Genomic DNA, 13,319 nt, shown 5'->3' with positions numbered 1-13,319 from the left:
GAATCGTCTCCAAGTCCCTTGATATAGATGTGCGGCCGCCGTGGGAGGGGCGGGCCTGTCGACGATTATTGGCACGGAAACTTACGGCGTACTGACTCGCGCGTACAAAACCACTGCACGTTAACCCGTGGCGAATTGGCCGCTTCGCGTGTCGATCGTGATGCGAACATCAGGTAACGCGCCGATTTCGGCGTATTTGCACCGAGCTGCGGCGGCGCGCGTCAGGGTTAATCCGGGGCGGTGTCGGTCAGCGGCAGGCTGATGCGCACGAGCGTGCCGGCGAGGCGCGGTGCGTGTTGGTAGACGTGATCGTCGAGCGTCAGCGTGCCGCCGTGCTGCGTGGCGATCTCGCGCACGATCGCGAGCCCGAGGCCGCTGCCGTCGCCTTCGCGGCCGAGGATCCGGTAGAAGCGCTCGACCACGCGCTCGCGCTCGCCGGCCGGGATGCCGGGGCCCGTATCCTCGACTTCGAGATGGACGCGCCGCGCCGCGCGTTCGGCACGCACGCGCACCGTGATGCGGCCGCCTTCCGGCGTATAGCGGATCGCGTTGTCGACCAGGTTGCCGAGCATCTCGCGCAGCATCACCGGATTGCCGTCGACGTCGAGCGGCGCGTCGTCGTCCGGCCCTTCGTAACCGAGGTCCATCCGTTTCGCGAGCGCGGCCTGCACCCAGTCGCGCACCGTGCGCCGCGCGAGCGCGCCGATCTCGACCGGCTCGAACGTGAGCCCGCTCGCGCGGTTCTCGGCACGCGCGAGCGCGAGCAGTTGCGTGACGAGCCGCGCGGCCTGTTCGGAACTCGTCGCGATCTGCTCGAGCGAGCGCTGCACGTCGGGCGGCACCGGGTGGCGCAGCGCGAATTCGGCCTGCGTGCGCAGGCCCGCGAGCGGCGTCTTCATCTGGTGCGCGGCGTCGGCGATGAAGCGTTTCTGCAGCGCCATGTTCTGTTCGAGCCGCGCGAGCAGGTCGTTGAACGACGTGACGAGCGGTTCGATCTCGGGCGGCGCGCGCTGCGCCTCGACGGGCGACAGGTCGTCGGGCCGCCGCGCGCGGATGTGCGCCTGCAGCGCATTGAGCGGCGCGAGCCCGCGCGACAGCCCGAACCACACGAGCAGGATCGCGAGCGGCAGGATCACGAATTGCGGCAGGATCACGCCCTTGATGATGTCGTTCGCGAGCGCGTTGCGCTTGTCGAGCGTCTCGCCGACCTGCACGAGCACGGGCTGCGTGCCGCTCGCCTGCGGCAGCGCGACGGTCGTATATGCGACGCGCACGTCGTTGCCGCGCAGCAGATCGTCGCGGAACACGACGACGCCCGGCGGCGGGCGGTCCTCGTCGCGCGGCAGCGGCATGTCGGCCTCTCCCGCGACCAGTTCGCCGCGCGTGCCGAGCACCTGGAAGTAGACGCTGTCGATGTTGTCCGCGCGCAGGAAGTCGCGCGTCTGTTCCGGCAGAGTCAGCTCGGCGACGCCGTTGACCGGATGGATCTGCCGGGCGAGCACGTACGCGTTGGTTTCGAGCGCACGGTCGAACGGGCTGTTCGCGATCGTCTTCGCGACGAGATAGGTGACGGCGATGCTCATCGGCCACAGCAGCAGCAGCGGCGCGAGCATCCAGTCGAGAATTTCGCCGAACAGCGAGCGCGGGCGCGGCGTTTCGGGCGATTCGGTTTCGTCGGGCGGCGCGAACGGGTTCTCGTAGCGGGCGTCGCGCGCCTCGTCGGCAGCCGACGACGGCGCGCCGGTCGAGGGGCGGGAAGGGGAATGGGCCGGCGTGGCCATCGCGGCGCCGTTCGGCGTCAGCGCAGCGGCGTGCCGGCGGCCGCGGGCTGGGACGCTGCCGTGTCGGCCGGCGTCGCGGGCGCGACCTTCTCGAGGCAATAGCCGAGGCCGCGCACGGTCGAGATCCGCACGCCGCTCGGTTCGATCTTCTTGCGCAGCCGGTGCACGTAGACTTCGATCGCGTTGTTGCTGACTTCCTCGCCCCATTCGCACAGGTGATCGACGAGCTGTTCCTTCGACACGAGGCGGCCGATCCGCTGCAGCAGCACCTCGAGCAGGCCGAGTTCGCGCGCGGAGAGATCGAGCACGTGATCGTTCGCATACGCGATGCGGCCGACCTGGTCGAATGCGAGCGAACCGTGGCGCACGACCGTCGGGCCGCCGCCCGCGCCGCGCCGGGTCAGCGCGCGCACGCGCGCCTCGAGCTCGTTGAGCGCGAACGGCTTGGCCATGTAGTCGTCGGCGCCGAGGTCGAGCCCCTTCACGCGTTCGTCGACGCTGTCGGCGGCGGTCAGGATCAGCACGGGGAGATTGGAGTTGCGCGCGCGCAGGCGCTTGAGCACGTCGAGCCCGGACATTTTCGGCAGCCCGAGATCGAGGATCAGCAGGTCGAAGGTCTGCATCGACAGCGCGGTGTCGGCATCGACGCCGCTCTTCACGTGATCGACGGCATAGCCCGATTGGCGGAGTGACCGGGTGAGGCCGTCCGCGAGTATGCTGTCGTCTTCGGCGATGAGAATTCGCATGTTGCTGACCGATGCCGGCACGTTGGCGCCAGCGCGGCTGTCTCCGAAGTTATTCGTGTACAACGCAACCCGCATTGCGGGCTTGCATAAACCACTGTTTTTTTATACAGTGTCTGCATTCGTGGGCAGCGCTTGATGCGGGCGCGCCTCCAACAGACGCTGCTCATCATAGCAAAGGACGATTCATGGAAGATAGCAAGAAGGGCTCCGGGATGACCGCCGAGAAGAGCAAGGCGCTGGCGGCCGCGCTCGCGCAGATCGAGAAGCAGTTCGGCAAGGGCTCGATCATGCGCATGGGCGACGGCGAGGCGGCCGAGAATATCCAGGTCGTCTCCACGGGGTCGCTGGGTATCGACATCGCGCTGGGCGTCGGCGGCCTGCCGCGCGGCCGGGTGGTCGAGATTTACGGTCCGGAATCGTCCGGTAAAACCACGCTCACGCTGCAGGTCATCGCCGAACTGCAGAAGATCGGCGGCACGGCAGCCTTCATCGACGCCGAGCACGCGCTCGACGTCCAGTACGCGTCGAAGCTCGGCGTGAACGTGCCGGAGCTGCTGATCTCGCAGCCGGACACCGGCGAGCAGGCGCTCGAAATCACCGATGCGCTGGTGCGCTCGGGCTCGATCGACATGATCGTCATCGACTCGGTCGCGGCGCTCGTGCCGAAGGCCGAAATCGAAGGCGAGATGGGTGATTCGCTGCCGGGTCTGCAGGCCCGCCTGATGTCGCAGGCGCTGCGCAAGCTGACCGGCACGATCAAGCGCACGAACTGCCTCGTGATCTTCATCAACCAGATCCGGATGAAGATCGGCGTGATGTTCGGCAACCCGGAAACCACGACGGGCGGCAACGCACTGAAGTTCTATTCGTCGGTGCGTCTCGACATTCGCCGGATCGGCTCGATCAAGAAGAACGACGAGGTGATCGGCAACGAAACTCGCGTGAAGGTCGTCAAGAACAAGGTGTCGCCGCCGTTCCGCGAAGCGATCTTCGACATCCTGTACGGAGAAGGCATTTCGCGCCAGGGCGAGATCATCGATCTCGGCGTGCAGGCGAAGATCGTCGACAAGGCCGGCGCCTGGTACAGCTACAACGGCGAGAAGATCGGCCAGGGCAAGGACAACGCGCGTGAATTCCTGCGCGAGAATCCGGAAATCGCACGCGAGATCGAGAACCGCATCCGCGAATCGCTCGGTGTCGTCAGCATGCCCGATGGCGTAGCCAACGAAGCCGAGGCGCTGGACGAAGAAGAGTGATGGTTGCGCGCCGAGGTCAGGCTGGCGAGCCGGAGGAGCGCGACACGTCCGAAACGGCGGGTTGCTCCGGCCGGCGAGCCGGCCCCTCGGGCGCCAGCCGGCGGGACGCAGGCGGCAACGCCGCGAACCGTACCGCGACGAGGGCATCCGACGATGCCCTCGTTTCGTTTGAGATTGCCGCGCCGGACGATCCGTTCGACGACGATGAATCGTTCGACGCGCATGATCGCTCCCGCCGTCGGGTGTCCGGTGTCCGCTTCCCGGGCGATCGCGCCGCGGACGATCGCGCAGCCGATGCGCCCGCGACCGAAGATGTCTATACGCGCAGCAGCCAGCATCTGCGCCGCACCCATCGCGCATCCGGCACGGCTTTCGGCGCATCTTCCGGCGGCGCTGCTTCAAGCGATGCGCCGGGCGCCGGCGAACGCAAGTCGTCGAAGCCGCCGCGGTCGTTGAAGGGGCGCGCGCTCGGCTACCTGTCGAGGCGCGAATACAGCCGTGCGGAGCTTGCGCGCAAGCTCGCCCCCTACGTCGGCGAAGACGAATCCGTCGACCCGGTGCTCGATGTACTGGAGAAGGAAGGCTGGCTGTCCGACGCGCGCTTCGCCGAGAGCCTCGTGCATCGCCGCGCGTCGCGCGTCGGTGTCGCACGCATCGTCAGCGAACTGAAGCGCCATGCAGTCGGCGACAGTCTCGTCGAAGAGGTGAATGCCCAATTGCGCGAGACCGAGTGGAGCCGCGCGCAGGCCGTCTGGCGCAAGAAATTCGGTGCACTGCCGCAAACGCCCGCGGAGCGCGCGAAGCAGGCGCGCTTCCTGGCCGCGCGCGGCTTTTCAAGCGCGACCATCGTGAAGTTGCTGAAGGTCGGCGACGATTTTCCGATCGACGACTGAGTGGCCCGGTCGCGCGCGTGGCGCGCGATTTTGCTGCATCGCAACCGCTTCCGGACAGGCGGGAATACCCGCCGTCGGGGCCGAATGCCTCAAATACCCAATATGCTAAAATCCACGGGTTTTCCTCTTCGGCCTCAACCTCCAGCATGCCGCTATCCGAGCCCGTGCCCCGTCAGTTGCGACATCGACGCGCAATCCGAGCGGAAGCCTACGAGCGCGGCGACGGCTTGTGGGACATCGAAGCCTGCCTGACCGACCACAAGCCGCGCGATGTCGCGCTTGCGTCGGGCATCCGGCCCCAGGGCCTGCCGATCCACGAACTCTGGCTGCGCGTGACCATCGATCGTGACCTCAATGTCGTCGACGCCGAAGCGTCTTCGGAATGGGTGCCCTATCCCGGTCACTGTCAATCCGCTTCCCCCGCCTATCGGGCCCTCATCGGGCTCAATCTCTTCCGCAATTTCCGCCGCAACGCGAACCGGCTGCTCGCCGGCGTCGCAGGCTGTTCCCATCTCACCGAACTGTGCGCCGTGCTGCCGACGGCCGCGATCCAGGCGTTCGCCGGTGATGTATGGAACGTGCGCGAGGAGGGCGGCGAAGGCCCGGATCATGACGGCGTGCACGCCGAACCGCCTTTCCAGCTCGGCCGCTGCCGCGCGCTGCGATTCGATGGCGAGGTCGTGCGGCAGTACTACCCGCGCTGGTATGGCCCGATTCGGCCGGATCTGCCCGGTGAAGGCAGCACGAAGGAATGAACGGAAATCATTCGAAGAAGCGTCTTAAGCGACATTTCATCCAACTCTCAGACTGAAGGGAATCACGCATGAAGATTCACGAGTACCAGGGTAAGGAAATCCTGCGGAAATTCGGCGTCGCGGTACCGCGCGGCAAGCCGGCGTTCTCGGTGGACGAGGCCGTCAAGGTGGCGGAAGAGCTCGGCGGCCCGGTTTGGGTCGTGAAGGCTCAGATTCACGCGGGTGGCCGTGGCAAGGGCGGCGGCGTGAAGGTGGCGAAGTCGATCGAGCAGGTGCGCGAATACGCGAACCAGATCCTCGGCATGCAGCTCGTCACGCACCAGACCGGCCCGGAAGGCCAGAAGGTCAACCGCCTGATGATCGAAGAGGGCGCCGACATCAAGCAGGAACTGTACGTCAGCCTCGTCGTCGACCGCATCTCGCAGAAGATCGTGCTGATGGGCTCGAGCGAAGGCGGCATGGACATCGAAGAAGTCGCCGAAAAGCACCCGGAACTGATCCACAAGGTCATCGTCGAGCCGTCGACGGGCCTGCTGGACGCGCAGGCCGACGACCTCGCCGCGAAGATCGGCGTGCCGGCCGCATCGATTCCGCAAGCGCGCGCGATCCTGCAAGGCCTGTACAAGGCATTCTGGGAAACCGACGCATCGCTGGCTGAAATCAACCCGCTGAACGTCTCCGGCGACGGCAAGGTCACCGCACTCGACGCGAAGTTCAACTTCGACTCGAACGCGCTGTTCCGTCACCCGGAAATCGTCGCGTCCCGCGATCTGGACGAAGAAGATCCGGCTGAAATCGAAGCGTCGAAGTTCGACCTAGCGTACATCTCGCTCGACGGCAACATCGGCTGCCTCGTGAACGGCGCGGGCCTCGCGATGGCGACGATGGACACCATCAAGCTGTTCGGCGGCGAACCGGCGAACTTCCTGGACGTCGGCGGCGGCGCGACGACCGAGAAGGTCACCGAAGCGTTCAAGCTGATGCTGAAGAACCCGGACCTGAAGGCGATTCTCGTGAACATCTTCGGCGGCATCATGCGCTGCGACGTGATCGCGGAAGGCGTGATCGCCGGTTCGAAGGCCGTGAACCTGAACGTGCCGCTCGTCGTGCGCATGAAGGGCACGAACGAGGACCTCGGCAAGAAGATGCTGGCCGATTCGGGCCTGCCGATCATCTCGGCGGACAGCATGGAAGAGGCTGCGCAGAAGGTCGTCGCGGCTGCCGCAGGCAAGTAAGCACGCGCTAATGAACACGTAGGGCGGCGCGGTTTGCACGCGACGCCCATCGAACAGAGGTCAAAATACATGTCGATTCTGATCAACAAGGACACGAAGGTCATCACGCAGGGCATTACCGGCAAAACCGGTCAGTTCCATACGCGCGCCTGCCGTGAATACGCAAACGGCCGCGAAGCATTCGTCGCGGGCGTGAACCCGAAGAAGGCCGGCGAAGACTTCGAAGGCATTCCGATCTACGCGAGCGTCAAGGAAGCGAAGGCGGAAACCGGCGCGACCGTGTCGGTCATCTACGTGCCGCCGGCAGGCGCGGCGGCTGCGATCTGGGAAGCGGTCGAAGCCGACCTGGATCTCGCGATCTGCATCACGGAAGGCATTCCCGTGCGCGACATGATCGAAGTGAAGGACCGCATGCGTCGCGAAGGCCGCAAGACGCTGCTGCTCGGGCCGAACTGCCCGGGCACGATCACGCCGGACGAACTGAAGATCGGCATCATGCCGGGTCACATCCACCGCAAGGGCCGTATCGGCGTCGTGTCGCGTTCGGGCACGCTGACGTATGAAGCGGTTGCCCAGCTGACGGCACTCGGCCTCGGCCAGTCGTCGGCAGTCGGTATCGGCGGCGACCCGATCAACGGTCTGAAGCACATCGACGTGATGAAGATGTTCAACGACGATCCGGATACGGATGCGGTCGTGATGATCGGCGAAATCGGCGGTCCGGACGAAGCCAACGCCGCCGAGTGGATCAAGGACAACATGAAGAAGCCGGTCGTCGGCTTCATCGCGGGCGTCACGGCGCCTCCGGGCAAGCGCATGGGCCACGCCGGCGCACTGATCTCGGGCGGTGCGGATACGGCCGAAGCGAAGCTGGAAATCATGGAAGCGTGCGGCATCACCGTCACGCGCAACCCGTCGGAAATGGGCCGTCTGCTGAAGAAGGCGCTGTAAGTATTTCCATCGGGTCCGTCCTGCAGAAAACGCCGGCTTTGCCGGCGTTTTTTGTTATGCTCCCGCAATGAATTCGTAAGCACCGGGCATGTGCGCTGCATGTGCCGACGATGAACCGGGTCGCCCGCGAGGCGGCCGCTGCCCTTTCCTCACCGCCATGCTCGAATTCCTGACCTCGCTGCACTGGGGCGCCATTCTCCAGATCGTCATCATCGATATCCTGCTCGGCGGCGACAACGCGGTCGTGATCGCGCTTGCGTGCCGCAACCTGCCGGCGAACCAGCGGCTGCGCGGGGTCGTCTGGGGCACCGCGGGGGCGATCCTGCTGCGCGTCGCGCTGATCACGTTCGCGGTCGCGCTGCTCGACGTGCCGTTCCTGAAGCTCGGCGGCGGGTTGTTGCTGCTGTGGATCGGCATCAAGCTGATGGCGCCGGCCGCCGACGCGCACGACAACATCAAGCCGGCCGACCGGCTGTGGGATGCCGTGAAGACGATCGTGATCGCCGATGCGGTCATGAGCCTCGACAACGTGATCGCGATCGCCGGCGCGGCCGAGCAGGCCGACCCGTCGCACCGGATCGCGCTCGTGATCTTCGGGCTCATTGTCAGCGTGCCGATCATCGTGTGGGGCAGCACGCTGGTGCTGAAGCTGCTCGACCGGTTCCCGGTCGTCGTGGCGCTCGGCGCCGGACTGCTCGGCTGGATCGCGGGCGGGCTGATCGTGAACGACCCGGTCGGCGACCGCTGGCCGGTGCTCGATACGCCGGAAGTGGTCTACGGTGCGAGCATCGTCGGCGCACTGTTCGTCGTCGCGATCGGTTACGCGCTCAGGAAACGCCGTGGCGTGCCGCAGCACTGACTGGCCATCCGGCTGACTGCCGGCTTCGCTGCCCGCTGGCTACGATCGAGACGCCTGCCTTTGTCGGCAGGCGTTTTTCGTTTCCGGAGCCTGCCATGTTCGAAGCCTTTTCCGTTTCCCTGTTCCGTCGCGTTGCCGCCGATCTGCGGCGCGCGAACCGGCTGTCGCCACGCTGGCGGCCGGCCGGCTTCACGCTGATCGAACTGATGATCGTGCTCGCGATCGTCGGCGTCGTCGCGGCCTATGCGATTCCCGCCTACCAGGATTACCTCGCGCGGTCGCGCGTCGGCGAGGGGCTTGCGCTCGCGTCGTCGGCGCGGCTCGCGGTCGCCGACAATGCGGCGAGCGGCGCGAGCCTCGACGGTGGCTATAGTCCGCCCACCTCGACCCGCAACGTCGAATCGGTTTCGATCGACGCCAATACCGGCCAGATCACGGTCGCGTTCACCGCCCGGGTCGCCGCGGCCGGCACGAATACGCTGGTGCTCGTGCCGTCCGCGCCCGACAAGGCCGATGCGCCCACCGCGCGCGTGCCGCTCAAAAAGGGGTCGATACAAGCGGGCGCGATTGCGTGGGAATGTTTCGCCGCCGGGAAGGACGCATCGTCGCTGCCGGCGCCCGGCGCGGGGCCGTTGCCCGGTAACGCCGCGACGCTGCCCGCGAAATATGCGCCCGCGGAGTGCCGTGCATAAGGCTGGCGGAGCCGGAGGAGGGCGGCGCATGCGGCCTGCCGGCCGCCGCTTCGGCCGGCGGGGCTGCGGCTGCGCGCCGGCTCGCGGAGCGACAGCCCCGCACAGAGCAGGGAAAGTTTTGTATAGTGCGCCGGTTGCTGACACCCGGTTCGCTCATGCCTTCTACTTTTTCCCGTTCGTTGCCGCTCGTTGCGCTGGCTGTCGCCCTGATCGTGCCGTACGCGATCACGAATCATACGTATCCGATCCCGACCTTCTATTCCGAGTTTTCCGCGCTGGTGCTGTATCTGCTGGTGGGCGTGTCCGTCGTGCTGCTCGCGCGCACCGGCCGCCCGGCCCAGCCGTTTGCCGCGCCGGCCGCGTTCGCGGCGCCGCTTGGTTTTGCGGTGGTGCTGATCGCGCAGGTCGCGCTGATCCCGCTCAAGGTGCCGTCGATGAACTGGCTGGCGGTCGGCTATCTCGCCGCCGCGCTGGTCGCGATGCAGGCCGGCTATGCGCTCGCGCGTGACGGGATGGCGGAAATCGTGTCGCGGATGATGGCCGGGGCGCTGCTCGTGGGCGGCGTGTTCGCGGTCGGCACCCAGATCGTGCAGCTATTCCACCTGGAATCGGCCGTCTCGCCGTTCGTCGTGGTGTACAACATCGCGGTCGATCGCCGCCCGTACGGCAACATGGCGCAGGCGAACCACCTGGCCAGCTACATCGCCTTCGCGCTCGCGGGTGCGCTGTATCTGGTGCAGACGCGCCGGCTCGCGGTGTGGGCATGGCTCGCGCTGTCGCTCGTGCTGTCGGTCGGTCTTGCGCTGACGGTGTCGCGCGGGCCGTGGCTGCAAGTCGCGGTGATGGTGGTCGCGGGCTTCTGGATGGCCTGGGTCGAATCGCGCCGCACGCCGGGCAATGCGCGTGCGTGGCTGATACCGGTCGTGCTCGCGGTCGCGTTCATCGCGGTGAACGTCGCCGTGCGCTGGGCCAACGTGCATTACCGCCTGAATCTCGCGGAGTCGGCAGCCGACCGGATGCGCGATGCCGGGCAGATCGCGCCGCGCCTCGCGCTGTGGAAGTACGGGCTCGCGATGTTTCGCGAACATCCGCTGCTCGGGGTCGGCTGGGGCGAATTCCCGTCGCACCAGTTCGCGCTCGTGCGCACGCTCGGCGGCGTCGAGATCGCGAACAACGCGCACGACATCTTCATCGACCTGCTCGCGAAGTCCGGTCTCGTCGGGCTCGGCGTGCTCGCCGTCACGCTCGTCACGTGGTTCGTGCGCGCGGTGCGGGCGCCGCAGTCGAGCATGCGCGTGTTCGGCTTCGCGCTGATCGGCATCCTGCTGATGCATGCGCTGGTCGAGTATCCGCAGCAATACATGTTCTTCCTGCTGCCGGCGATGTTCGTGATCGGGCTGCTCGAGGTGAAGCCGCTGCGTATCCTGCCGGGGCGTGCGGCATTCGGACTGTTCGCGGTGTTGTCGTTCGGCGGCGTGTTGGCGGCGGTGCCCGTACTGCGCGACTATCAGCGCGCGGAAGTGCTGTATTACGGCAGCAACCCGGCCGCGCAGTACCGCGATGCGCCGTCGCTGCTGTTCGGCGCGTGGGGCGATTACGGTGCGGCGACGCTGCTGACCATTTCGCCGGACAACCTGCCGCTCAAGCTCGCCGCGCATGAGCGCGCGATTGCGCTGCTGCCCGGCGAGACGGTGCTGCGCCGCTATGCGGTGCTGCAGGCGCTGGCCGGCCGCGAAGCCGATGCGCTCGATATCGTCGCGCGCCTGCACGTGTTTGCGAAGGAATTGAAGGACTGGCCGCAACAGCTGGCCGCGTTGTACAAGCTGTGCGACCAGGAGCCTGCGCTGAAGACGTTCAGGGTGGCGATCGTCGCGAAGTACGGGGAAGCGCCGGCCGACGAGGGCGACGATTCGGACGACGACGATTCGGATTGATGCGTGTTGTGCGTGCCGGAACGGGGCACTCCGGCGTCTACCGGGCCGCGGTGACGACGACTGACGCCGGAGCAACACGGCCCGGCGCATGGCGCCAATCCGGTCGGGTATCGATTACGTCGCGGATCGCGTGGATTCCGGCCGAATGGGTGACGATTCGCGTCAACCATTGTCAAATCGCCGCCGCTGACCGGGCGGCGCGTGCACAATGCGCGAAAGCCCTCGCGTGCCGCCGGCGCGGGGCGTAGCCGGTGTGAATACGGAGAATGTCCCGGCTAGCCGGGCATTCCGCCGAGCAGGATCGCGATCGAGCATCGCTCGGCCGCGCGGCCGTAACGGGGCGCCGATCCGAAGGCCGTGGCGCAGTGCGACACACGCGATGCCGCCGGCGAAAGGCTGCCGGCGCGACGCGTGTGCCCAGAACAGTGCTGAAGAACGATATTCGACCATGGCCATTCGCTCGACCTACCTGATCCTGCCCGCCGTCGCGGTACTGTTTTCCGGCTGTGCGATGCTGTCGTCATCGCAGGAAAGCAAGCTGACCTGCCATATCCCGCGCGCCGTCTATCCGGATAGCGCGAAGCCGCTCACGCGCCCGGCGACCGTGCTCGTGCGTGCGCTGATGACGACGTCCGGCGAAGCGCAGAACGTGACCGTGACGACGAGCAGCCGCAATGCGGCGGCCGATCGCGCGGCCGTCGACGCGATGACGCATGCGAGCTGCGCGCAGACTGGCGCGACCGCGAATCCGTTCCTGCTTACGCAACCGTTCGTGTTCGAGCCGCGGCGCGGGCAGTGATGGGGCGGGCCGGTGCCGCGTAGCCGTCAACTATCCGTCGGGTGCTGATCACTGACAATGGGCTTCGACTCTCGCGAACCGGTACGTTTTGAAGCCGACAGCGCCATGCTATCCCGATAGAGGATGGATGAAACGGCTTTCTCGAGATTAGCTTCTCTAGGCGACCGCGAGTTGAAATCCTTTTTCGTGAGCATATGGAAAAGGCAGATCATGCGGTCGTCCCGTACGTCTTTACGAAATGGGCAACTGGTCCGATGCTTGGTATCGACTGCACTTCGCAAAAACCGAATGGATAGCTTGTGAATTCCGTTACTGCGCCGCCCGCGACAAATTCGCGATGGGGAAGCGGCCATTGTCTTGCCTAAAACTATGGTCGAAAAAGACGACGAAATCGCCTTGGGCGCTCGTCTTGTCTGTAATCGCCGTCTCTTCGGCGCTTGCTACAGTGGGATAGTGCCGCAGTTTTTCGATTCAATGGGCCAGGGTAGCGGAGTGATGGTCGGCGGATTTGTACGCTCGGCCGACATGCTTCCCGCCATGTCTTTTCCAGGCGATGTCGATCTCCTGGTGATCCCTTACGAGAACGATGAGCTGGTGGTGTCCCAAACACTGGCGATTGAACTGAAGGCTGTTCGCGCCAAATTCACCAAGCAAGGGAAATCGCCGAACGAGTTTGTTTTTCCCAAGCCAAGGCCATGCTGTCTCATGGGTTCCCATATGCCGCCGTTGCTCACCTTATAACGTCCGACGCCAGCCCTGAAGATAGCTGGCGCAAGGTTCTCATGACGCGAGCGATCGACGCGGATGCTGGCACTGTAGAAGACCCGTGGGAGACTTCAGTCGATTTAGAGACGGTTTCAAAAAGGTGCGTAGCTACTGTTAACTTTTCTCTCGACCTGTTAATCTGAGCCGTCGTGATAACCGGATCAGGGAGATGGGCAAGCCGATCATTGACGACGAGTTGTGGAAACTAATCGAGCCACTTCTGCCACCTGCCAAGCCCCGTCGGTTCAAGTACCCGGGTCGCAAGCCCGTGCCGAATCGTGCAGCGCTGACGGGCATTCTGTTCGTGCTGAAGACCGGCATTCGCTGGCGCGATCTTCCTGCGGAAATGGGATGTGGCTCGGGCGTGAGTTGCTGGCGTCGGCTGCGGGACTGGCAAGAGGCTGGCGTGTGGGACGCATTGCACGCGTTGCTGCTGACCAAACTACGCGCGGCAAACCAGATTGACTTCTCACGTGTGGTCGTCGACTCCTCGTCGATTCGAGCGGTTGGGGCGGGCGAAAAACTGGCCCGAACCCCACCGATCGAGCGCGACCCGGTTCCAAACACCACCTCGCCACCGACGCCAACGGCACACCGATCGCGGCAATCTTGACCGGAGCCAACCGCAATGACGTCACGCAACTGATCCCCCT

The 13,319-nt window shown here is 65.6% G+C and carries 13 protein-coding genes and 1 pseudogene; 12 read left to right on the top strand and 2 right to left on the bottom strand.

The features are described 5' to 3' along the window. Nucleotides 1–227: 227 nt before the first annotated feature. Nucleotides 228–1,781: a sensor histidine kinase gene (locus tag AC3IFE_RS09645; protein WP_489190378.1), complete on the bottom strand. Its 1,554-nt coding sequence runs from the start codon at nt 1,779–1,781 to the stop codon at nt 228–230. 17 nt (nt 1,782–1,798) lie between these two features. Further along, complete coding sequence (locus tag AC3IFE_RS09640) at nt 1,799–2,527, bottom strand: response regulator transcription factor (protein WP_089435843.1); 729 nt, start codon at nt 2,525–2,527, stop codon at nt 1,799–1,801. On the opposite strand from AC3IFE_RS09640, the gene AC3IFE_RS09635 reads away from it, so the two are divergent. The 12 genes and pseudogenes from AC3IFE_RS09635 to AC3IFE_RS09580 form a co-directional block, all read left to right on the top strand. After that, nucleotides 2,526–2,663 (top strand): hypothetical protein, encoded by a 138-nt coding sequence (locus AC3IFE_RS09635; protein ID WP_489190377.1) that lies wholly within the window; start codon nt 2,526–2,528, stop codon nt 2,661–2,663. The two genes, AC3IFE_RS09640 and AC3IFE_RS09635, sit on opposite strands and share 2 nt — an antisense overlap. Before the next feature lie 49 nt (nt 2,664–2,712). Further along, the gene (gene recA, locus AC3IFE_RS09630) at nt 2,713–3,783 is read left to right on the top strand and encodes a recombinase RecA (protein ID WP_489190376.1); all 1,071 of its coding nucleotides are present in this window, start codon (nt 2,713–2,715) and stop codon (nt 3,781–3,783) included. Continuing rightward, nucleotides 3,783–4,676, top strand: a complete 894-nt coding sequence (gene recX / locus AC3IFE_RS09625) for a recombination regulator RecX (protein WP_489190375.1) — start codon at nt 3,783–3,785, stop codon at nt 4,674–4,676. The genes recA and recX overlap by 1 nt, the downstream gene beginning before the upstream one ends. 146 nt (nt 4,677–4,822) lie before the next feature. Next, nucleotides 4,823–5,431 (top strand): DUF2889 domain-containing protein, encoded by a 609-nt coding sequence (locus AC3IFE_RS09620; protein ID WP_050014576.1) that lies wholly within the window; start codon nt 4,823–4,825, stop codon nt 5,429–5,431. A 68-nt stretch (nt 5,432–5,499) separates the two neighbouring features. Then, nucleotides 5,500–6,666: an ADP-forming succinate--CoA ligase subunit beta gene (sucC, locus tag AC3IFE_RS09615; RefSeq protein WP_489190374.1), complete on the top strand. Its 1,167-nt coding sequence runs from the start codon at nt 5,500–5,502 to the stop codon at nt 6,664–6,666. Between the two features lie 69 nt (nt 6,667–6,735). Further along, the gene (gene sucD / locus AC3IFE_RS09610) at nt 6,736–7,617 is read left to right on the top strand and encodes a succinate--CoA ligase subunit alpha (protein WP_006477916.1); all 882 of its coding nucleotides are present in this window, start codon (nt 6,736–6,738) and stop codon (nt 7,615–7,617) included. Between the two features lie 157 nt (nt 7,618–7,774). Continuing rightward, a complete protein-coding gene (locus AC3IFE_RS09605) occupies nt 7,775–8,476 on the top strand; it encodes a TerC family protein (protein ID WP_089468359.1) in 702 nt (233 codons plus the stop codon). Nucleotides 8,477–8,571: 95 nt separating this feature from the next. After that, nucleotides 8,572–9,168: a pilin gene (locus AC3IFE_RS09600; protein ID WP_489190373.1), complete on the top strand. Its 597-nt coding sequence runs from the start codon at nt 8,572–8,574 to the stop codon at nt 9,166–9,168. Between the two features lie 155 nt (nt 9,169–9,323). Next, nucleotides 9,324–11,102 (top strand): PglL family O-oligosaccharyltransferase, encoded by a 1,779-nt coding sequence (locus AC3IFE_RS09595; RefSeq protein ID WP_489190372.1) that lies wholly within the window; start codon nt 9,324–9,326, stop codon nt 11,100–11,102. Between the two features lie 448 nt (nt 11,103–11,550). Then, on the top strand, nt 11,551–11,901 hold the full coding sequence (locus tag AC3IFE_RS09590) for a TonB family protein (RefSeq protein WP_489190371.1): 351 nt from the start codon (nt 11,551–11,553) through the stop codon (nt 11,899–11,901). Nucleotides 11,902–12,258: 357 nt separating this feature from the next. After that, nucleotides 12,259–12,642, top strand: a complete 384-nt coding sequence (locus AC3IFE_RS09585; protein ID WP_489190370.1) for a hypothetical protein — start codon at nt 12,259–12,261, stop codon at nt 12,640–12,642. Nucleotides 12,643–12,835: 193 nt separating this feature from the next. Further along, nucleotides 12,836–13,319 (top strand): annotated as a pseudogene (locus AC3IFE_RS09580) (IS5 family transposase); the annotation flags it as partial.

The organism is Burkholderia sp. APQ4-4ca, from assembly GCF_057837105.1.
This window is presented reverse-complemented; position numbering and strand designations above follow the sequence as displayed.